The organism is Mycobacterium sp., assembly GCF_044370595.1.
Classification (GTDB): domain Bacteria; phylum Actinomycetota; class Actinomycetes; order Mycobacteriales; family Mycobacteriaceae; genus Mycobacterium.
This window is the reverse complement of sequence record NZ_JBILVF010000026.1, coordinates 1-20,478: the sequence shown is the minus strand read 5'-3', so window position 1 is coordinate 20,478 and position 20,478 is coordinate 1. Positions and strand designations below refer to the sequence as shown.

22 protein-coding genes are annotated in these 20,478 nt (G+C 67.0%); 17 read left to right on the top strand and 5 right to left on the bottom strand.

The window, feature by feature from the left end; genetic code table 11:
* The first annotated feature begins 181 nt into the window (after nt 1-181).
* On the top strand, nt 182-2,368 hold the full coding sequence (locus ADBZ5N_RS05965) for a SpoIIE family protein phosphatase (protein WP_526256563.1): 2,187 nt from the start codon (nt 182-184) through the stop codon (nt 2,366-2,368).
* Here ADBZ5N_RS05965 and hypB read toward each other — a convergent pair.
* Nucleotides 2,357-3,145, bottom strand: coding sequence for a hydrogenase nickel incorporation protein HypB (gene hypB, locus ADBZ5N_RS05960; protein WP_526256562.1), 789 nt, complete (start codon nt 3,143-3,145; stop codon nt 2,357-2,359). The two genes, ADBZ5N_RS05965 and hypB, sit on opposite strands and share 12 nt — an antisense overlap.
* A gap of 18 nt (nt 3,146-3,163) precedes the next feature.
* Nucleotides 3,164-3,499 carry a hydrogenase maturation nickel metallochaperone HypA/HybF gene (locus ADBZ5N_RS05955; RefSeq protein WP_526256561.1) on the bottom strand — a complete coding sequence of 112 codons (336 nt, stop codon included), beginning with the start codon at nt 3,497-3,499 and terminating at the stop codon, nt 3,164-3,166.
* Nucleotides 3,500-3,530: 31 nt separating this feature from the next.
* Here ADBZ5N_RS05955 and hypF point away from each other — a divergent pair, with 31 nt between their 5' ends.
* The 5 genes from hypF to ADBZ5N_RS05930 are packed head-to-tail and all read left to right on the top strand — an operon-like array spanning nt 3,531 to nt 9,386.
* Nucleotides 3,531-5,870, top strand: coding sequence for a carbamoyltransferase HypF (gene hypF / locus ADBZ5N_RS05950; protein WP_526256560.1), 2,340 nt, complete (start codon nt 3,531-3,533; stop codon nt 5,868-5,870).
* Complete coding sequence (locus ADBZ5N_RS05945; RefSeq protein ID WP_526256559.1) at nt 5,843-6,115, top strand: HypC/HybG/HupF family hydrogenase formation chaperone; 273 nt, start codon at nt 5,843-5,845, stop codon at nt 6,113-6,115. Before hypF ends, ADBZ5N_RS05945 begins: the two co-directional genes overlap by 28 nt.
* Complete coding sequence (gene hypD, locus ADBZ5N_RS05940; protein ID WP_526256558.1) at nt 6,112-7,215, top strand: hydrogenase formation protein HypD; 1,104 nt, start codon at nt 6,112-6,114, stop codon at nt 7,213-7,215. The genes ADBZ5N_RS05945 and hypD overlap by 4 nt, the downstream gene beginning before the upstream one ends.
* The gene (gene hypE / locus ADBZ5N_RS05935; protein ID WP_526256557.1) at nt 7,208-8,272 is read left to right on the top strand and encodes a hydrogenase expression/formation protein HypE; all 1,065 of its coding nucleotides are present in this window, start codon (nt 7,208-7,210) and stop codon (nt 8,270-8,272) included. The genes hypD and hypE overlap by 8 nt, the downstream gene beginning before the upstream one ends.
* Nucleotides 8,273-8,324: 52 nt before the next feature.
* Nucleotides 8,325-9,386 carry a phosphotransferase family protein gene (locus ADBZ5N_RS05930; RefSeq protein ID WP_526256574.1) on the top strand — a complete coding sequence of 354 codons (1,062 nt, stop codon included), beginning with the start codon at nt 8,325-8,327 and terminating at the stop codon, nt 9,384-9,386.
* Between the two features lie 132 nt (nt 9,387-9,518).
* Here the strand turns inward: ADBZ5N_RS05930 and ADBZ5N_RS05925 are convergent, their stop codons facing one another.
* Nucleotides 9,519-9,644, bottom strand: a complete 126-nt coding sequence (locus ADBZ5N_RS05925; RefSeq protein WP_509719387.1) for a DUF8730 family Cys-rich protein — start codon at nt 9,642-9,644, stop codon at nt 9,519-9,521.
* A gap of 27 nt (nt 9,645-9,671) precedes the next feature.
* Nucleotides 9,672-10,058, bottom strand: coding sequence for a thioredoxin (gene trxA / locus ADBZ5N_RS05920; RefSeq protein WP_526256556.1), 387 nt, complete (start codon nt 10,056-10,058; stop codon nt 9,672-9,674).
* Between the two features lie 145 nt (nt 10,059-10,203).
* Here trxA and ADBZ5N_RS05915 point away from each other — a divergent pair, with 145 nt between their 5' ends.
* From ADBZ5N_RS05915 to ADBZ5N_RS05905, 3 genes are read left to right on the top strand one after another with little or no spacing between them, the layout of a single operon-like run.
* Nucleotides 10,204-10,809 carry a rhodanese-like domain-containing protein gene (locus ADBZ5N_RS05915; RefSeq protein WP_526256555.1) on the top strand — a complete coding sequence of 202 codons (606 nt, stop codon included), beginning with the start codon at nt 10,204-10,206 and terminating at the stop codon, nt 10,807-10,809.
* Nucleotides 10,810-10,817: 8 nt separating this feature from the next.
* Nucleotides 10,818-11,678 carry a sulfite exporter TauE/SafE family protein gene (locus tag ADBZ5N_RS05910; protein ID WP_526256554.1) on the top strand — a complete coding sequence of 287 codons (861 nt, stop codon included), beginning with the start codon at nt 10,818-10,820 and terminating at the stop codon, nt 11,676-11,678.
* 31 nt (nt 11,679-11,709) lie between these two features.
* Complete coding sequence (locus tag ADBZ5N_RS05905; RefSeq protein ID WP_526256553.1) at nt 11,710-11,979, top strand: metal-sensitive transcriptional regulator; 270 nt, start codon at nt 11,710-11,712, stop codon at nt 11,977-11,979.
* 49 nt (nt 11,980-12,028) lie between these two features.
* Here the strand turns inward: ADBZ5N_RS05905 and ADBZ5N_RS05900 are convergent, their stop codons facing one another.
* Nucleotides 12,029-13,510 (bottom strand): cytochrome P450, encoded by a 1,482-nt coding sequence (locus ADBZ5N_RS05900; RefSeq protein ID WP_526256552.1) that lies wholly within the window; start codon nt 13,508-13,510, stop codon nt 12,029-12,031.
* 87 nt (nt 13,511-13,597) lie between these two features.
* On the opposite strand from ADBZ5N_RS05900, the gene ADBZ5N_RS05895 reads away from it, so the two are divergent.
* From ADBZ5N_RS05895 to ADBZ5N_RS05860, 8 genes are all read left to right on the top strand, one after another.
* On the top strand, nt 13,598-14,254 hold the full coding sequence (locus ADBZ5N_RS05895) for a TetR/AcrR family transcriptional regulator (RefSeq protein ID WP_526256573.1): 657 nt from the start codon (nt 13,598-13,600) through the stop codon (nt 14,252-14,254).
* Between the two features lie 81 nt (nt 14,255-14,335).
* Complete coding sequence (locus ADBZ5N_RS05890; protein WP_526256551.1) at nt 14,336-14,725, top strand: hypothetical protein; 390 nt, start codon at nt 14,336-14,338, stop codon at nt 14,723-14,725.
* Between the two features lie 30 nt (nt 14,726-14,755).
* Nucleotides 14,756-15,640: an SDR family oxidoreductase gene (locus ADBZ5N_RS05885; RefSeq protein ID WP_526256550.1), complete on the top strand. Its 885-nt coding sequence runs from the start codon at nt 14,756-14,758 to the stop codon at nt 15,638-15,640.
* A gap of 3 nt (nt 15,641-15,643) precedes the next feature.
* Complete coding sequence (locus tag ADBZ5N_RS05880; protein WP_526256549.1) at nt 15,644-16,414, top strand: META domain-containing protein; 771 nt, start codon at nt 15,644-15,646, stop codon at nt 16,412-16,414.
* Between the two features lie 257 nt (nt 16,415-16,671).
* On the top strand, nt 16,672-16,929 hold the full coding sequence (locus ADBZ5N_RS05875) for a redoxin NrdH (protein WP_526256548.1): 258 nt from the start codon (nt 16,672-16,674) through the stop codon (nt 16,927-16,929).
* Nucleotides 16,930-16,935: 6 nt separating this feature from the next.
* Complete coding sequence (nrdI, locus tag ADBZ5N_RS05870) at nt 16,936-17,445, top strand: class Ib ribonucleoside-diphosphate reductase assembly flavoprotein NrdI (RefSeq protein WP_526256547.1); 510 nt, start codon at nt 16,936-16,938, stop codon at nt 17,443-17,445.
* Nucleotides 17,446-17,468: 23 nt separating this feature from the next.
* On the top strand, nt 17,469-19,586 hold the full coding sequence (gene nrdE / locus ADBZ5N_RS05865) for a class 1b ribonucleoside-diphosphate reductase subunit alpha (protein WP_526256572.1): 2,118 nt from the start codon (nt 17,469-17,471) through the stop codon (nt 19,584-19,586).
* A gap of 210 nt (nt 19,587-19,796) precedes the next feature.
* On the top strand, nt 19,797-20,478 hold a 682-nt coding region (locus ADBZ5N_RS05860; RefSeq protein ID WP_526256546.1), incomplete at its 3' end, for a putative universal stress family protein.

The following is a 20,478-nucleotide window of genomic DNA, read 5'->3' as shown; positions in this document are numbered from 1 at the left end:
GTCCGGCAGAGACGGCAGATAACAACTGACTCGTAGTGAGTATTGGTCGCGCTCACGGGGGTGGCGTCGGTTCCCGTTGCCGGCGATGTCCGCCTGCTGGTCGTCGCATTCGGGAGCGCCGAAGCGGCTGAGCTCGTCGGCCGAAAAGAGTTGGCTGTTCTCCACGTCTTACGCTACTTCCATGGGCACGGCTGGGGGCGCGCCGACGACAGCGCCACCACATGCTGCGTCGTCGTTCTGGGGTGATTCCCTCGGCTTGTTTGCCGTGGTGCTGCTCGCCTTCGGCGCGGGCGCCGTGCTGTCCTGGGAGTCCTTCGGCTCGGCGATCGGTCCGTCGTTCTTCTACCCGTCAGCCGGTGTGACGGTTGCGGCGATGTTGCTCTCCCGGCGTGCGTTGTGGCCGGCCGTGCTGGCCGCCGTCGTGGTCGGCGAGGTCACCGTCGACGTGTTCTACGGCAGCCCGGCAGGGGTGGCCTTCGGTTTTGCCGCCGCTAACGCGGTCGAGCCGCTGATCGGCGCGTCGCTCACACTCACCTGGTGCCGCGGCCGCCCCGACCTACGCAAGCGCCGCGACTTCGTCGCATTCCTCATCGCGGCGTGCCTGGTCGGGCCGTTGTTCGGCGGGATGGTCGGGGGAACGGTCAGCGCCGGTGCCAACAAGACCCCGGTGTTGGCCGCGGTGCTGGACTGGTGGGCCGGCGACGCGGTCGGGGTATTGGTGGTGGCCGCGCCGATCCTGCTGTGGGCCACGCAGTCCTACATCGTGCGCCAGCGGCCGTGGGAAACCGCCGGCATCACGACGCTTGCCGGAGCTCTGTCGGCCACCGCCCTGTGGACGAATGTGCCGCCCACGGTGCTGATCCTGCCGGTCTTGGCCTGGGCTGCCCTGCGACTGGACATGCTCGGCGCGGCCCTGGCCGGTGTGGTGGTGGCGTTCGTGGTCAATGTGATGATGACGCGGGGCCACGGGTTGTTCACCAGCATTCCCCGGTCGGTCGACACCCAGGTCGCGCTCACCCAGGTGTTCATCGTGATCATCGTGGTCGTCGCCATGCTGATCGCTCAGGAGGCCGCTGCGCGGATGTCCGCCGTCGCGGATCGGGAGGCCGAACGACGGGAACGGATGCGACTGGAGACGCTGTCCCAGTTGGCCCAGCAACTGGCCGGTGCGCTCAGTCCGCGTGATATCGGCGATGCACTCGAGGAACGGGTGCTCAACGAGGCCGGCGCGCGGGCGCTGAACCTGGGTCTGGTCAGCTCCGACGGCCGGAATCTGCAGTGGGTCACCATGTCGGGGCATCCGCAGACAGTGGTCGATGAGTTCGGCGGCGGTGTCGCACTCAGCGAACGAACCGTCGGCACCGACGCCATCCGCTTCGGCGCGCCCGTCCTGGTACGGACCGCCGCGGAGTATGAGCAGAAGTACCCGGAGAAGGCCTACTGGGCGCGGCTGAGCGGAGCCGAGTCGACCTTCGGGTGGCCGTTGACCGCGGGCGGCAAGCCGTTCGGGGTGCTGCTGCTCGTGTGGTCGGACCCGCAACCCTTCGACGACGCGCAGCGTGCCTTTGTCTCCGCGGTGGCCACCATGGCGGGTCAGGCGTTGGTGCGCGCCCAGGTCTACGCCGACGAACACGCCCGGGCCGCGGTGTTGCAGTCCGCGGTACTTCCCACCAGTCCGGTGGACACCTGCGGACTGGACATGGCCGTCACCTATGAACCCGCCGACGTCGCCCAGGGTCTTGGCGGGGACTGGTACGACATCATGAGGTTGCCGAAGAACCGCATCTACTTCGCCGTCGGCGACGTGATCGGACATGGGCTGCCCGCGGTGGAGGATATGGCGCAATTACGCAGCGCAGGAAGGGCTTTGGCGCACCATGGCCTACCGCCGGCGCAGCTGCTCGCCGAGCTCAACGGGTTCACCCGCCACGCCAGTCTGGGAAAGTTCGCCACCATGGCGGTCGCGATCCTGGACCCGGATGAGGGCACGCTGTCCTACGGCTTGGCCGGCCATCCCCCGCCGTTCCTGCGCTACGCCTCTGATGGCGAGGTGGTCCGACTCTGCGAGGCGCACGGGCCTGTTCTGGGGCCGGTAGCGGAGGCCACCTACACGGAGGTCCGCGTTCGGATTGCGGCCGGGGACATTCTGGTGATGTACACCGACGGTTTGGTCGAACGCCCCGGCCTGGACATCGAGATGGGACTGGCGCGGGCGCAGCAGATGATCGCCGGGTGGGACCCCCTCACCGGACTCGACGATGACTGCGAAGTGCTTCAGGAAACGCTGGCGCCGCGACCGCGGTCCGACGACGTGTGCATCATCGCGGTGCGGTTCGCCGATGCCGACGCCGGCGGTTCACCGGGCTGAGGCGAAGGCCCGCAACCAATCCAGCCAGGCGTCCATGCCCTCGCCGGTGCGGGCGCTGACCGGCAGGATCGTCGCGGACGCATTGACCTCGCGAACCCGGGCGACATAGGTGTCGACGTCGACGTCGAGGTGCGGAACCAGGTCGATCTTGTTGAGCAGCACCACATCCACCGAACGGAACATCACCGGATATTTCAGCGGCTTGTCCTCGCCCTCGGTGACCGAGTACACCATGGCCTTGGCGTGCTCACCGACGTCGAACTCCGCCGGGCACACCAGGTTTCCGACGTTCTCGATGACCACTAGATCCAGAGCGTGCAGGTCCAGGCCGGACAGGGCGCGGTGCACCATCGGCGCGTCGAGGTGGCACTCCCCGCCGAAGCCGTTGCTGGTGTTGAGCAGCGAGATCTGCGCACCGCGGCCCTCGAGTTTGGCGGCGTCGAGGTCGGTGGCGATGTCGCCTTCGATGATCCCGACCGAGAACTCGCCGGCCAGCGCGTCCAGGGTGGCCGCCAGGACGGTGGTTTTGCCCGAGCCCGGCGAGCTCATCAGGTTCAGCGCGCGAATCCCATTGGCCTCGAAAGCATCCCGATTGACCGCGGCGCGGTCGTCATTCTCGGCGAAGATCGCCTCGAGGACTTCGATGCGCTGGGACCCGGTGTGGTAACCGCTGTGGTCGCCATGCCCATGCCCATGGTCATGGGCATGGTCATGGTCGTGCTCGCCGTGGTCATGGCTGTGCACGGTGCCGTCGTCGTGGCGGTGAAATCGACCCATCTGCTCAACACCTTCCGTCTAGGTGACGTCTACCGAGGTGACCAGGAACTCTTCGCCATGCACCACCGCGACGTCGGCGCTGTTGCAGTGCGGGCAGCACACCGACCAGCGTGAGGCGATCTCGGACTGTCGGCCGCAACCGCGGCAGGCGACCTCGGCGGCGACGAACTCCAGTTCCAACTCTGCCTCCGGCATGTCCTCGTGGTCACGCACCAACGTCCAGCAGAACGACAACGACTCGGGCACCACCTGGCGCAGCGCCCCGACCCTGACCCGGACCACGTCGACGCGCCGGCCCGCGGCGTGGGGTTTGACCACCCCCGCGATCGCCTGGCACAGCGACAACTCATGCATCGAAACGAACCCTACGACTAGCGTATTCAACGTGACGGCTCGGGTTCGCCTCGACATCACCGGTGTGGTGCAAGGGGTGGGTTTCCGCCCCGCCGTCGCGCGGATCGCCGCCGAGTTTGGGCTGTCCGGTTGGGTGTACAACGACGCCGGATCGGTGCACTGCGAATTCGAGGGGCCCCAGGCCGATATCGACGCCGCGGTGGCCGCCCTGCGGGACCGGCCGCCGCCGATGGCCCGGATCGACTCCCTGACCGTGGTGGCCCTGGCGCCCTGCGGCGCGGACGGTTTCCAGATCGTCGAGAGCCGGGCCGCCGACGGGTCACGGACCCTGGTGCCCCCGGACATCGCCGTCTGCGCCGACTGCCTGCGGGAGATGCGGGACCCTGCCGACCGCCGCTACCGGCACCCCTTCATCACCTGTACCAACTGCGGGCCGCGCTATACCGTCATCACCGACCTGCCCTATGACCGGCCCGCCACCACGATGGCCGGATTCCCGATGTGCGATGCGTGCGCCGCGGAGTACCACGACCCAGCCGACCGTCGCTACCACGCCCAGACCATCGCCTGCGCCGATTGCGGACCGACGCTGTCCCGTCCACTCGAGGTCGCTGTCGAGGCGCTGCTGGCCGGGAAGATCGTCGCGGTCAAGGGGATCGGCGGCTTTCATCTGGCCTGCCGTGCCGACGACGACGCCGTCGTGCAGCGCCTGCGGGAGCGTAAGACCCGGCCCGCCAAGCCTTTTGCGGTCATGGTGGCCGACCTCGCGGGCGCCCGGGCGATCGCCGAGGTGGACCCCGCCGCGGCGGCGGCACTGACTTCGCCGGCCGCACCCATCGTGCTGCTACCCCGAGTGCCCGGGGCGCTCAGCGATGCCGTGGCGCCGGGCCTCGGCGATGTCGGGGTGATGCTGGCCTATTCGCCGGTGCACCATCTGCTCTTCGATCTGCTCGTCGATGCCCTCGGCGATATTCCGCTGGTGATGACGTCGGCCAATCGGGGCGGCTCACCGATCGTCTACCGCGATGAGGACCTGAGCTGGATTGTCGGCTCCGCCGACGGCCGTGGAATCCCGGATCTGGCCGATGAGGTACTCAGCCACGACCGGCCGATCCACGTGCCGTGCGAGGACTCCGTCGTCACCCTCGACGATCAGCGCCGCGAACTGCCCCTGCGGCGGTCCCGGGGCTACGCGCCGCTGCCGGTCTCGGTCGACGCCGCCACCACGGCCGCCGCCGGCGAGGAGGTGATCCTGGCCACCGGCGGGGACCTTAAGACCACGTTCTGCCTCAGCGGCCCGGACGGCCACGCACACATGTCCCCGCACCTGGGCGATATGGCCGACCCCCGAACCCAGCGTTGCTTCGAGGCCGCGCTGGAGCACCTGGCCTTCATGACCGACCAGCGGCCTACCGTGATCGCCCGCGATCTGCACCCCGGCTACGCCACCACCGCCTGGGCCCGACGCACCGCGGCGGGCCGGCCCGTGGTCGCCGTCCAGCACCACCACGCGCACGCGGTGTCGCTGCTGGCCGATCACCGCCGGCTGGGCAGCCCGATCGTCGCCGTCACCTACGACGGCACCGGCTACGGCCCCGACGGCAGCATCTGGGGTGGGGAACTGCTGACGATCACCGACCCGGTCGAGTACACCCGGGCCGGCCACCTGGTGCCGTTCGCCCTGCCCGGCGGCGACGGGGCGGTGCGCCAGCCCGCCCGCATCGCGCTGGATCTGCTGCACCGCGCGGGCGTGCCGTGGAGTGCCGATCTGGCTTCGGTGGCCGCACTCAGTGAGGCGGACCTGCACGTGCTGGGCCAGCAGATTCCGCGCGGGGTGGGCTGTGTACCCACCTCCAGCATGGGCCGGTTGTTCGACGCCGTCGCCAGCCTTCTCGGGGTCTGCCAGCAGGTCAGCTACGAGGGGCAGGCCGCCGTCGAACTGGAGCACCTGGCCCGCACCGGCGATCCGGTCGGGCTGAGCTTCACGGTCACCGACGGGCTGCTCGATCCCGTCCCGCTGATCGCCGCGCTGGTCGAGCGGTTGCGCGCCGGTGCCGACCGGGCCGATCTGGCCGCCGGTTTCCATCAGGGGGTCATTGACGCGACCGCTGCGGCGGCCCGGCACTGTGCCGATTCGGCCGGCATCGGGACCATCGGTCTGACCGGTGGGGTGTTTGCCAATCGCATACTGCTGCACGGTCTTCGAGAATCTCTGACCCAAACCGGCTACGAGGTCCTGACGCACCGTATCGTTCCTTGTAACGACGGCGGTTTGGCGCTCGGTCAGGCCACCATCGCCGTCGCTCAGCGGGCCGCCCTCAAGGCACGGGAAAGGAACGGCGTATGTGCCTCGGAATCCCCGGCAAGGTGATCGAGATCTGGGAGGAGTCCGGGACGCGGATGTCGACCGTCGACTTCGGCGGCGCCACCAAATCCGTCTGCCTGGCCTACCTGCCCGACATGGAGATCGGCGAGTACACCATCGTGCACGCCGGTTTCGCGATCACCCGCCTCGATGAGAAGTCCGCCAACGAGACCCTGCAAATGTTCCGCGACCTCGGCATCCTCGAGGAGGAACTCGGCGCGGAGTTGGATGCGGAGTTGGATTCAGCATGAAATACCTCGACGAATTCCGCGATCCCGCCGCGGCCAAGGTGCTGGTCGAGGCCATCCGGCGCAGCGCGACCCGGCCCTGGACGGTGATGGAGGTCTGCGGCGGGCAGACCCACTCCATCATCCGCAACGGCATCGACCAGTTGCTCGACGGAGCGGTGGAGTTCATCCACGGCCCCGGCTGCCCGGTCTGCGTCACCCCCCTGGAGATGATCGACCGCGCTCTGGAGATCGCCGCGCGCGACGACGTCATCTTCTGCTCGTTCGGCGACATGCTGCGAGTCCCCGGCTCGACCCAGGACCTGTTCAGCGTGCGGGCCCGCGGCGGTGAGGTCCGCATCGTCTACTCACCGCTGGACGCCACCCGGATCGCCGCCGACAACCCCGACAAACAGGTGGTGTTCTTCGGCGTCGGCTTCGAGACCACCGCACCGGCCAACGCGATGTCGGTGCTGCACGCCCAGCGGTTGGGACTGACGAACTTCTCCATGCTGGTGTCCCACGTCCTGGTGCCGCCGGCCATGGAGGCCATCCTCTCCTCGCCGACCAACCGGGTGCAGGGCTTCCTGGCCGCCGGCCACGTCTGCACCGTGATGGGCACCGGCGAGTACGGGCCGCTGGTGGAGAAGTACAACGTCCCCATCGTGGTCACCGGCTTCGAGCCGCTGGACCTGCTCGAAGGGGTCCGGCAGGTGATCGACCTGCTCGAATCGGGTACCCCCGAGCTGCGCAACGCCTACCCGCGGGCCGTCACCGCCGCGGGCAACACCGTGGCCCAGCAGGCCTTGTCCGACGTCTTCGCGGTCACCGACCGGCAGTGGCGGGGGATCGGGATGATCCCGAAGTCGGGCTGGACGCTGTCGCCGCGCTACGCCGAGTTCGACGCCGAGCGCCGATTCGGAGTCGGCGACCTGCATGTGGCCGAGTCCGCCGAATGCCGCAGCGGCGAGGTGCTCCAAGGCCTGCTCAAACCCAACCAGTGCCCGGCGTTCGGCACCACCTGCACACCGCGAACCCCGTTGGGCGCCACCATGGTCTCCAGCGAGGGCGCCTGTGCGGCCTACTACCAGTTCCGGCGGCTGGAATCCTCGGCGAGTGTCTGACCTGCCCGATCCAACCAACTGGGTCTGCCCGATGCCGTTGCGCGACACCAAACGCATCGTCATGGGACACGGCGGCGGTGGGATCCTGTCGGAGGAACTCATCGAGAACCTCTTCCTGCCGGCCTTCGGCACCGCGGGCGGGCCGTCCCGCGATTCGGCCGTGCTCGCCAACCCCGGCGGGCGGATCGCCCTGACCACCGACTCCTACGTCGTCAACCCGCTGTTCTTCCCCGGCGGCAACATCGGCGACCTCGCCGTCAACGGCACCATCAACGACCTCGCCTGCAGTGGCGCCCAGCCGATCGGACTGACCGCCGGGTTCATCCTGGAGGAGGGCCTGGAGGTCGAGGTGCTCGGCGCGGTGGCCCAGAGCATGGGCAAGGCCGCTGCCGACGCGGGGGTGAACATCCTCGCCGGTGACACCAAAGTCGTGGGACGAGGCGGGGCTGACGGGCTGTTCATCAACACCGCCGGTATCGGCGCGGTTCCCGACGGGGTGCGCATCGGCCCCGAGCAGGCCCGCCCCGGCGACCACATCATCGTGTCGGGCGCCATCGGCGAGCACGGGGTGGCCATCATGAGCGTGCGGGAGGGCATCGACTTCGGCACCACGCTGACCACCGACAGTGCGCCCCTGCACCGCCTGGTGGCGGCCATGCTGGCCAGCCTGGACGACCCCAATTCCGTTCACGCCCTGCGGGATCCGACCCGCGGAGGCCTGGTGGCCGCGACGGTGGAGATCGCCCGCACCGCCAGGGTCGGGGTGGAACTCGACGAGCACGCCATCCCGGTGCCGGAGACGGTCGCCGCGGCCTGCGGATTCCTCGGCCTGGACCCACTGCAGGTCGCCAACGAGGGCAAGATGGTGGCCTTCGTCGACCCCGCCCACAGTGAAGCCGTTCTGGCCGCGATGCGGGCCCGCCCGGAAGGTGCCCACGCGGCGATCATCGGCCGGGCCGTCGAGGAACACCCGGGCATGGCGGTCGTGCGGACCGCGTTCGGAACCACCCGCGTGGTGGAACGCGAACTGGGCGAACAACTTCCGCGGATCTGCTGACTTGGCTGAGCGCAGTGGTTGAGCGCAGGGACTGAGCGCAGTGGCTGAGCCGATGGTGCCCGGGGTCACCGGAACGCTGGACGACGAAGCCGTCGCCGCTCTGACATCCTGGGTCCGCGCCGTCGGTCTGGGCACGACGGTCAGCGATGTGGTTCCCCTGACCGGCGGCAGTCAGAACGTGGTGGTCCGGTTGCGGGTCGACGGGCGCAGGTTGGTGCTGCGGCGCCCGCCGCCGCATCCGCGGCCCAACAGTGACCGCACCATGCAACGCGAGATCGCCGTGCTGACCACACTGACCGGATCCGCGGTGCCCCACCCCCGGATCGTCGCGGCCTGCGAAGACCTCGATGTCCTCGGCGTCGTCTTCTACCTGATGGAGGAGGTCGACGGGTTCAACCCCGGCAACGAGATCGCACCGGCCTACGTCGGGGATGCGGCGATACGCCACCGGGTCGGGCTGAACTACGCCGCCGACGTCGCCCGATTGGGTCAGGCGGCCTGGCAGGACAGCCCGCTGCAGGCCTGGAAGCGGCCCGGGTCGTTCCTGGAACGTCAAGTGCCGCAATGGCGTTCCTCGGTGGAGGCCTACCGGTCCCAGCAGGGCTACGCCCACGACTCACTGCCCGGGGTGGACGAACTGTGCGACTGGCTGGCCGCCCGTCAGCCCACCGACTATGGGCCCGGCATCGTGCACGGCGACATCCACCTCAACAACACGATGCTGCGTCGCGAGGTGCCCGAGGTGGCCGCGTTCGTCGACTGGGAGATGTGCACGATCGGCGATCCGCTGCTGGATCTGGGCTGGATGCTGGTGTGCTGGCCGGTGGACCCCAATCCGTTGGGATCAGCCGGATACCTCGCCGAACTGGGCGGATTGGCGTCCCGCGGGGAGTTGTTGGAGGCCTACCACGCGGCGGGGGGCCGTCGCACCGAGAACCTGGACTGGTACCTGGCCCTGGCCTGCCTCAAACTCGGCGTCGTCATCGAGGGCACCTGGGTGCGCTACCTGGCCGGGCGGGCCAGCCGCGAGGCGGGGGAGCGGTTGCACGCCTCCGCGGTCACCCTGATGGGCCTGGGCGCCGCGGTGGCCGCCGGGGACAACCCGTTTCGCTGACGTCCCCCGCCCCTGCCCCTGCTCCTCTTCCCTCGCCGAGCAGACGCAAAGTCGCACCCGCTCTCGGCGTGTCGGTGCGAGTTTGTGTCTGCTCGCGGGGGAGTGCGGCGCTCGCGGGGAGAGGGGTCGAGGTCAGCGCTGGGTGTTGCAGGTGCACTGCTGGGTGGTCGGCACGTTGCGCATGACCTGATCGACGTGTTCGCCGCAGCCGGCCCAGGTGGTCTTGTGGCAGCGGGGGCATTCAGCGGGGTAGCACATGGTTTCGTCTCCTTCTGGTCGATGAGCTTAAGACGAGGTGGGTCCGGCCTGGGCGGCTATCTGGGCGGCGATTTGCGCCCTGACCTCGTCCATGTCGAGTTCCTTGATCTTGGTGATCAACTCCTCCAGCGCCGGGGCGGGCAGCGCGCCGGGTTGGGCGAACAGCAGCACGCCGTCGCGGAAGGCCATGATGGTCGGAATCGAGCGGATCTGCAGCTCCGCAGCCAACTGCTGTTCGGCCTCGGTGTTGACCTTGGCGTGCACCACATCGGGATGAGCGACGGCCGAACGGTCGAAGACCGGGGCGAAGGCGCGGCAGGGGCCGCACCAGGATGCCCAGAAATCCACGAGCACGATCGGTTTTTCTGTAACGGTGGACTCGAAGTCGGCGGCGGTGAGCTCGACGATGGCCATGGGTTGTCCTTTCAGCTGCGCGGGGAACTCTCTCACAAAGTACCCGAGGGGGTATTTCTATTCCGGCTTGCCTGTACCCCCCTGGGTATGCCTATGATGGGAGTCGACATACCCCACAGGGTATCGGAAACGATCGGAGCACTGAATGCGAACGCCCGCCATCCTCGACGCCGCCGACCTGCGTGGCCTGCTGGAGTCTGAGAACCCGCCACGGATTCTCGATGTCCGCACGCCGGGGGAATTCGAATCCGTCCACATCGCCGGGGCCTACAGCGTCCCATTGGACCTTTTGCGCGAACACCGCGACGAGATCCGCAGCCACCTCGACGAACACGTCGTGCTGGTCTGCCGGTCCGGTCAGCGCGCCGCGCAGGCCGAGCAGACCCTGCATGACACCGGGCTGACCAACGTGCACATCCTCGACGGCGGGATGAACGCCTGGGAGGCCAACGGGTTCTCGGTCAAACGCGGTTCCCAGCGCTGGGACCTTGAGCGCCAAGTACGTCTTGTCGCGGGTTCCATTGTTGCGCTGAGCATTCTGGCGAGCATCTTCGTGCCGGGGTTCAAGTGGGTCGCGTTCGCCATCGGGTCGGGTTTGGTTTTCGCGGCGGTGTCCAACACCTGCACGATGGGGACATTGCTGGCCAAACTGCCCTACAACCGCGGGGCAACCTGCGATGCGCAGACCATCGTCGCGCAACTCGTCGGCTCCGGGTCGGCTACGTCCGGCGCCAAGCCCGGCAGTAAGTGAGGCGGTAGATGCTCCCGCTCACCGTCGGCCTTGCCCTGCTGGTCGGCGTCTCCCTGGGACTGCTCGGTGGCGGCGGCTCGATTCTCACCGTCCCCTTGCTGGCCTATGTCGCCGGGATGGACGCCAAACAAGCCATCGCCACCTCGCTGCTGGTGGTCGGCACCACCAGTGCCGTCGCGGCCGTTTCGCACGCTCGGGCCGGCCGGGTTCAGTGGCGGACCGGGCTCATCTTCGGCGCAGCAGGGATGGCCGGGGCCTACGGCGGTGGGCTGCTGGCCCAGTACATCCCCGGCACCGTGCTGCTGATCGGCTTCGCTGTCATGATGATCGCCACCGCGGTCGCCATGCTGCGGGGCCGCAAGGAGATCGGTCCGGCCGACCCGCACCACCGCATCCCGGTGCCCAAGGTGATCCTCGAGGGCCTGGTGGTGGGCCTGGTCACCGGACTGGTGGGCGCGGGCGGCGGATTCCTGGTGGTGCCGGCGCTGGCGCTGCTCGGTGGACTGCCGATGCCGGTCGCGGTCGGCACCTCCCTGGTGGTTATCGCGATGAAGTCGTTCGCCGGCTTCGCCGGCTATCTCAGCAGCGTCAGCATCGACTGGCGGCTGGCCGGAATGGTCACCGCCGCTGCGGTGGTCGGCGCTCTGCTCGGCGCCCGGCTCACCGCACTGGTCAACCCCGATTCGCTGCGCCAGGCGTTCGGCTGGTTCGTGCTGCTGATGTCCTCAGTCATCCTGGCCGAGGAGATCCACCCCGCCGCCGGCGTCGCCATGGCCGTGCTGACTCTTGCCGCCATGGCCGTCTACTACCTTCGCAGCCGCCGCGCGCGAGATACCCCCGCGGGTACGCTCGTAGCGGTCGAGACCTAAAGGAGACGGCACATGCCCAAGGAGACCGAACATGGTTGGTGACGAGGCCGCCATCACCGATGTGCTCAACCGGCTGCGTCGCGCGCACGGCCAGTTGGCAGGCGTGATCGCGATGATCGAGCAGGGCCGCGAATGCAAAGACGTCGTCACCCAGTTGGCCGCGGTGTCCCGCGCGCTGGACCGGGCCGGCTTCAAGATCGTGGCCACCGGCCTGCGGGAGTGCGTTCTCGGCGACGCGGCCAACGGTAAGGCCCCGATGACCGAGGCCGAGTTGGAGAAGTTGTTCCTCTCGCTGGCCTGAGGCGCGATTGGATGCGGCCCTACCGGATCGGGCCCTACCGGATCGGGCCCTACCGGATCGGACGCAGCACGATCGGCAGCCCGTCAAGGGGCAGCGGCATCCCGGCGAAGTCGTATCTCGGCACATAGCCGGGGTGGGGCAGTTCGAGCCGGTAATTGCGCAGGATGCGGTGCATGATGCTTTTGACCTCCAGTTGGCCGAACACCAAGCCGATGCATTTGTGCGCCCCGCCGCCGAACGGGGCGAACGCGTAGCGGTGGCGTTTGTGCTCCGAACGGGGTTCGGCGAACCGGTCGGGGTCGAAACGCTGCGGGTCGGACCACAATTCCGGCAGCCGATGGTTCATACCCGGCCACAGGTTGATGTTGGTGCCCTCCGGGATGTAGTACCCGCAGATCTCGGTGTCGCGGATGGCCCGGCGGACGTTGAACGGCAGCGGGGTGACCAGCCGCAGGCACTCTTTGATCACCAGGTCAAAAGTCTCCAGCTTGTCCAACTCGTCGATGTCCAGTGGTCCGTCGCCGATCCGGTCGCCCTCCTCGCGCAGGCGTTCCTGCCACTGCGGGTTGGCGGCCAGGTGGTAGGCCATGGTGGTCATCGTCGAGGACGACGTGTCATGGGCGGCCATCATCAGAAAGATCATGTGGTTGATGATGTCGGTGTCGGTGAAGGTGTTGCCGTCCTCGTCGGCGATGTGGGTCAGCACGGTCAGCATGTCGGTGCCGTCGGTGCCGCGCTGTTCTTTAACCCGTTCGACGAAGTAGTCCTCCAACACTTTTCGGGCCTGCAGGCCGCGCCACCACTTGAACGGCGGCACTGGGGTGCGGATGATGGCGCCCCCGGCCCGGGTGGTGGTCTCGTAGGCCTGCTTGATCCTGGTGACCAGGTCGTGGTCGCTGCCCGGTTCATGGCCCATGAACACCACCGAGGCGATGTCGAGGGTGAGTTCCTTGACGGCCGGCATGAACAGGAACCGGGGGTCGTTGACCGGCCAGTCCCCGGCCACCACCTTGGTGGCCACGGTGTCCATATGCGCGACGTACCCGGACAGCCGGGTGCGGGTAAACGCCTCCTGCATGATCCGCCGGTGATACATGTGCTCGTCGAAGTCCATCAGCAGCAGTCCGCGCTTGAAGAACGGGCCGATGACGTCGTTCCAGGAGACCGTCGAAAAGTCCTTGTTCTTGTTGGAGAACACTTCCTGGGTGGCGTCGGGTCCGAGTGCGGCCACCGCGTTCAGGGCCGGGGTCCTGGTGTAGTAGACCGGCCCGTATTTGCGGTAACTCTTCAGCACGAATTCCGGTCCGCCGCGGAAGATCTCGATGAGATGGCCCAGCACCGGCAGGCCTGAATTGCCCATCACCGGTTTCAGGTTGCTGCCGGCCGGGGGGTGGGAGAACTCGAATTCCGGCCAGTCCCATTCCTGCAGTCGCTCGTCGACGACGCCCAGGCCGGGGATGGTCTGCAGGGTGGGGGTGAGTTTGCGGCGGGCTTGGTCCAGCAGGTACTGCGGGGTGCTGATGGTTGACATCGGAGGCTCCTCGAGAAAGCGAAACCGGCGGTATCGCAATCTTTGCGGGCCAACTTGACGGCTGTCAAGTTTCTTTATGTCCTCGGCGTGGTGCATGGTGAACAGGTGAGCGCACTGCAGGAGACCGACGAGGTGCCGCGCCGGCGCGGTGACCGGCAACGGCATGCGATCGTGCAGGCGGTGCGCGAACTGTTGACCGAGAAGCCGTTCGCCGAACTGTCGGTCAGTTCCATCAGCGACCGGGCCGGCGTCGCGCGGTCGGGGTTCTACTTCTACTTCGACTCCAAATACGCGGTGCTGGCGCACATCCTCGGCGAGGTGGTCGACGAACTCGAGGAGCTCACCCAGGACTTCGCCCCGCGGGGTGACAGCGAGACCCCCGCAGAGTTCGCCAAGCGGATGATCGGCAGCGCCGCGGCGGTGTACGCCCACAACGACCCGGTGATGTCGGCCTGCAACATCGCCCGCGGAACCGACGCGGAAATCCGGGAGATCCTGGACCGCTACAACGATCTCGTCATCGACCAGATCGTTCCCCTCGTCGAGGCGGAGCAGGCGGCCGGTACCGCTGACCCGATCACCGACGACGTGCGCACCCTGGTTCGCATGCTGACCGGCGCCACCGCGATGACGTTGTCGGGTGAGTCGATCTTCACCGGCCCCGAACGTGACGTGGCAGGCGCCGTGTCGGTGCTGGAGAAACTCTGGCTGCATGCACTGTGGGGTCGGCAGGCGGGCGTCTAGCCGGCGCCGGATGTAGCGTTCTGGGCGACCGGAGCGACAAGGTACGTAGCCCTGGTTCACCCACCGACATCGGAGACACCCATGAAGACTCAACTCCTCGGCGCCGTCGGCGCCTTCGCACTCGGCGCTTCGGTGCTCGTGGCCCCGGCCGTGAGCAATGCCGAGGGCCCCTGCGGCCCCAACCTCTACTGGAATTCGATCACCAACCAGTGCCAACTGTGCGAGGGCGTCGGTATGTACTGGAACTACCAGGTCAATCAGTGCCTGTTGGCCGATCCGACACCGTACGTCGGCCCGGTTCTCGGACCGGCCGGTCCGGTGGGTGTGGGACCCAACCCGGTCCTCGGTCCGGTCGGCCCGGTTGGGGTAGGCGGTGTGGGTCCGGTCGTCGGGCCGGTCGGCCCGGCCGGGGTCGGCGGTGTGGGTCCGGTGATCGGGCCGGTCGGCCCGATTGGCGTCGGCCCGAGGTAGGGCCCCCTCGGCGCCGGTATCGTCGCCGTCATGGCGGAGCAATTCGCGGGTAAACGCGTTCTGGTCACCGGTGCGGCCAGTGGCATCGGGGAGGCCGTTGCACTCAAGCTTGCCCGGGCCGGGGCGGAGCTGTTCCTGATCGACCGCAACGCCGACGGACTGGCCGACACGGTGGCCGCGGTCGGCGCTGCCGGCGGCGAGGTAGCCGACCACCGTGTGCTTGATCTTTCCGATTTCGAGGCGGTCGCCGGCTTCGCCGCCGACGTCCACACCCGCCATCAGGCGATGGACATGGTGATGAACATCGCCGGCATCTCGGCCTGGGGCACCGTCGGCCAACTCGCCCACTCCCATTGGCGCTCGATGGTCGAGGTCAATCTGATGGGCCCCATCCACGTCATCGAAAGTTTCATCCCGGCAATGGTTTCCGCGGGCCGCGGCGGCCGGTTGGTCAACGTGTCCTCGGCCGCCGGGCTCGTCCCGCTGCCGTGGCACGCCGCCTACAGCGCCAGCAAATACGGGCTGCGCGGGCTCTCGGAGGTGCTGCGGTTCGATCTGGCCCGGCATCGCATCGGGGTGTCGCTGGTGGTGCCCGGCGCGGTCAACACTCCACTGGTGCAGTCGGTGCACATCGCCGGCGTCGACCGCGACGACCCCCGGGTGCAGCGCTGGGTGCGGCGCTTCGCCGGCCACGCGGTCTCACCGGAGAAGGCCGCCGACAAGATTCTGGCCGGGGTGGCCCGCAACCGCTTCCTGATCTACACCTCGCCGGACATCCGGGCGCTGTATGCCTTCAAGCGTTACGCGCCCTGGCCCTTCAGTGCGGTGATGAAGCCGGTCAACGTGCTATTCACCCGGGCGCTGCGGCCACCGCAACGAAGCGGCGCGCAGGCGCTGCCGGCACAGGAGGTGTGAGGGATGCGGCTGGTTCTTGCAGTCCTGATGGTGAGCGTTGTGTCGATCGTCGGCTCGGCTCCGGTCAACGCCGACGAGGACGACGTCCTCACGCTGACCGGTTCGGTGCTCTACTCGCAACCGAGTACGCCGCCGGCCGAGGCGTTGCTGACGGTCACCCTCGAGGACGTCTCGCTCGCCGACGCACCGGCGGTGACGCTGGGCCAGGCGCAGTTCGGAGTCAATGGCCAGCCGGGGCCGATCCCGTTCTCGCTGGCCTACCCCAGATCCGCGGTCGTCCCGCAGGCGTTGTATTCCGCCCGGGCCCGGGTGACCGTCGGTGACCGCCTGTTGTTCACGACCACGCAGAGCTACCCGGTCGACCCGTTGCGTCCTGTGCCGCTGCAACTGCTGTTAGAACCGGTTGCACCGCCGCCGGCGCCGGACGCCTCGCTGACCGACACCTACTGGAAGCTCGTGCAGGTACAGCGCGTTCCGGTGCTGGTGGCCGAGCAGGAACGTGAACCGCACCTGGTGCTCAACGGGCAGGACGGCCGGTTCGCCGGTTCGGGTGGGGTCAACCGGCTGATGGGCGGGTACACCCTGGCCGGTGACGCGCTGACGTTCGCCGAGGCGGCCTCGACGATGATGGCCGGATCACCGGAGGCGATGGCCCAGGAACAAGCCATCCTCGCCGCGCTGCCCCTGGTCCGCGGTTTCCTCATCAGCGGTACTGACCTCACCCTCGTTGATGACGCCGGCCAGCCGGTCCTGCAGGCCGTCGCGGTGCGCTGAACTCACCGCGGGGTCTGGTGGGCCGTCCTGTCGGGGCCCGGTGATAGACCAGAGGGCACTCGGATGTGACCCGCGACACGCCGAGGTGAGGGTCCGTCGAGGGCTTACGACCTGGGAATTTCACAAATGTTATTCGGAATATGTAGTACCTACCCGTGCTGTGAGACACTAGGTGTAGTGTTTGGCAGGCCGGTGGGCCCGCAGATGCGGGTCCGCCGGAACCACTGAGAAACGTCCGTCAAGGAGCCATCCCGAAGATGACCATCACCGTCTACACCAAGCCGGCTTGCGTCCAGTGCAACGCCACCTACAAGGCCCTCGACAAGCAGGGACTGTCCTACGAGATCGTGGACATCACCGAGGTGCCCGAGGCTCGGGACTACGTGATGGCGCTGGGCTACCTGCAGGCGCCGGTGGTGGTCGCCGACGGCGAGCACTGGTCCGGGTTCCGCCCCGACCGCATCAGAGCCCTTTCCGGCGCGCTGGCCTCAGACGCCACCGCCGTCAGCGCCTAGATCTCGATGCACACCGACGGTGGCGCGCCCGGGACGGGCCCGGTGCAGGTGGTGTACTTCTCCAGCGTTTCGGAGAACACCCACCGCTTCGTGCAGAAACTCGGGTTGCCCGCCGTCCGGATACCGCTCAAGAACGGCGGCGTCGAGGGCTCCATCGAGGTCCAGGTGCCCTACGTGCTGATCCTTCCCACCTACGGCGGCGGGCGGGCTAACGGACCGGATCCCGAGGCCGGCGGTTATGTGCCCAAACAGGTCATCGCGTTTCTCAACAACAAACACAACCGATCGCTGATCCGCGGCGTCATCGCGGCGGGCAACACCAACTTCGGTGCCGAGTTCTGTTATGCGGGCGACGTCGTGTCCCGCAAGTGCGGGGTGCCGTATCTCTACCGATTCGAACTCATGGGAACCACCGACGACGTTTTTGCCGTCCGGGCGGGTTTGGCTGAATTCTGGAAGGGCCTCCAAGAAAGGGACGACACGTGTCACCAACGGTCACTGCTGCAGAGCCGGTAACCACAACGAGCCAGGCGCACGCGCTGCCGGGGGAGACCGACTACCACGCCCTGAACGCGATGCTCAATCTGTACGGGCCCAACGGCGAGATCCAGTTCGACAAGGACGTCCTGGCCGCCCGGCAGTACTTCTTAGAGCACGTCAACCAGAACACCGTCTTCTTCCACAACTACGACGAGAAGATCGACTACCTGATCCGCGAGAACTATTACGAGCGTGAGGTTCTCGACCAGTACTCGCGTAACTTCGTCAAGACGCTGATCGACCGCGCATACGCCAAGAAGTTCCGCTTTCCGACCTTCCTGGGGGCGTTCAAGTACTACACCTCCTACACGCTGAAGACCTTCGACGGTAAGCGCTACCTGGAGCGCTTCGAGGACCGGGTGGTCATGGTGGCGCTCACGTTGGCCGCCGGTGACACCACGCTGGCCGAGCAACTGGTCGAGGAGATCATCGACGGGCGGTTCCAGCCGGCCACCCCGACGTTCCTCAACTCCGGCAAAGCCCAGCGCGGCGAGCCGGTGAGCTGCTTCCTGCTGCGCATCGAAGACAACATGGAGTCCATCGGGCGTTCGATCAACTCCGCTCTGCAGCTGTCCAAGCGCGGCGGCGGAGTTGCGTTGCTGCTGAGCAACATCCGCGAGCACGGCGCGCCGATCAAGAACATCGAGAACCAGAGCTCCGGGGTCATCCCCATCATGAAGTTGCTGGAGGACTCGTTCTCCTACGCCAACCAACTCGGCGCCCGTCAGGGAGCCGGCGCGGTGTACCTGCACGCCCACCACCCCGACATCTACCGGTTCCTGGACACCAAGCGGGAGAACGCCGACGAGAAGATCCGGATCAAGACGCTGAGCCTGGGCGTGGTGATCCCGGACATCACCTTCGAGTTGGCCAAGAACAACGACGACATGTATCTGTTCTCGCCGTACGACGTCGAGCGGGTCTACGGCGTGCCGTTCGCCGACATCTCCGTCACCGAGAAGTACTACGAGATGGTCGACGACGCCCGCATCCGCAAGCACAAGATCAAGGCCCGCGAGTTCTTCCAGACGCTGGCCGAGTTGCAGTTCGAGTCGGGTTACCCCTACATCATGTACGAGGACACGGTGAACCGGGCCAACCCCATCGACGGCAAGATCACCCACTCCAATCTGTGCTCGGAGATTCTGCAGGTGTCAACCCCGTCGACGTTCAACGAGGACCTGTCCTATTCCCATGTGGGCAAGGACATCTCGTGCAACCTCGGCTCGCTCAACATCGCCAAGGCGATGGACTCGCCGGATTTCGCCCAGACCATCGAGGTGTCTATCCGGGCGCTGACCGCGGTCAGCGATCAGACCCACATCACCTCGGTGCCCTCGATCGAGAAGGGCAACGGCGAGGCGCACGCGATCGGGCTGGGGCAGATGAACCTGCATGGCTACCTGGCCCGCGAGCGGATCTTCTACGGGTCCGAAGAGGGCATCGACTTCACCAACATCTACTTCTACACGGTGCTCTACCACGCGATTAGGGCGTCGAACAAGATCGCCATCGAGCGCGGTCACGCGTTCGCCGGCTTTGAGAAGTCCAAGTACGCCAGCGGCGAGTTCTTCGACAAGTACATCGAGGGACTATGGGAGCCGGCCACCGAGAAGGTGCGAAAGCTTTTCGTAGAAGCCGGTATTCGCATCCCGAATCAGGATGACTGGCAGCGGCTGAAGGAGTCGGTGCAGAAAAACGGTATCTACAACCAGAACCTGCAGGCCGTTCCCCCGACCGGTTCGATCTCCTACATCAACCACTCGACATCGTCGATCCACCCGATCGCCTCGAAGGTGGAGATCCGCAAGGAGGGCAAGATCGGCCGGGTCTACTACCCGGCGCCGTATATGACCAACGACAACCTGGAGTACTACCAGGACGCCTACGAGATCGGTTACGAGAAGATCATCGACACCTACGCCGCGGCCACCCAGCACGTGGACCAGGGGCTGAGCCTGACGCTGTTCTTCAAGGACACCGCCACCACGCGTGATGTGAACAAGGCGCAGATCTACGCCTGGCGCAAGGGAATCAAGACGCTGTACTACATCCGGTTGCGGCAGATGGCACTGGAGGGCACCGAGGTCGAGGGCTGCGTGTCCTGCATGCTGTGATGCTCTGACGGCAACGCCGGTGACCTGCGAAATGTCGCCCTGCGGAGTCTAAACCCGCCGGGGCACGCGCCCGCAGTTTCCTGCAGTTTTGGCGGGAATTGACCGCCACGTGGGGCACATGTGGGGCCCGATTCGGGGCACGAGGCACATACGCATGCCGCGCTGGTGAACGGCACTCCGAATCCGTTGAGCAGCCAGGCTTACATCACGTTGCTGGCCGACAAGGTCAGCCTCCCGGCCCTCTATCCGACCGCTGTCCTTGCGGCTCTGGTAAACCCATTGCTGAAGGCGGTGAACAGTCGGTACCTCCTTGGCAACCCACTGGGCGGCGAGGTCGAGTTTCGGCATGAATGTAGCTCCTGGGCATCGAGATTACGCCGGGCCAGCCCGACCAGCGCCCTGCGCGGCGGGCGGATCGGCGCCTCCGGAGGTGGCGTCGCACAGAGCCTCCGACGGCGTACCCGGTCAACTGGTTATATCCCGGAAATCAGGGCCGCGTGTCCTGAATGTTGGGAGATCGACGCCGATCGCTATGCCGTGTTCCAGGTAGTCGTCCCGGTCAGTCCCGTGGAGACCGGGGTGGCTGCCAGCATGGGTCCGTTGAACGTCTGGGAGGCCACCCAGGCAGTCGCCGAAGAACGATTGGCCCTGATACTGCAGGCACTGCGAGCCGAGAACATCAGCGTCGAAGGGACTTTGGGTGACCAGCGCCCGCTTCAGGCGCTCGCCGAGGCGGCCTCCTCGTTCCGGCCGGATCAAATCGTGATCGCCACGCCGCCTCCAGAAGACTCGGTGTGGCACACCTACGATGTCGTCGACCGAGCCCGCACGGATTACGACGTGCCGGTCACCCACGTTATCGGCGATCCCGTTCGACTGACCATGGGAAACA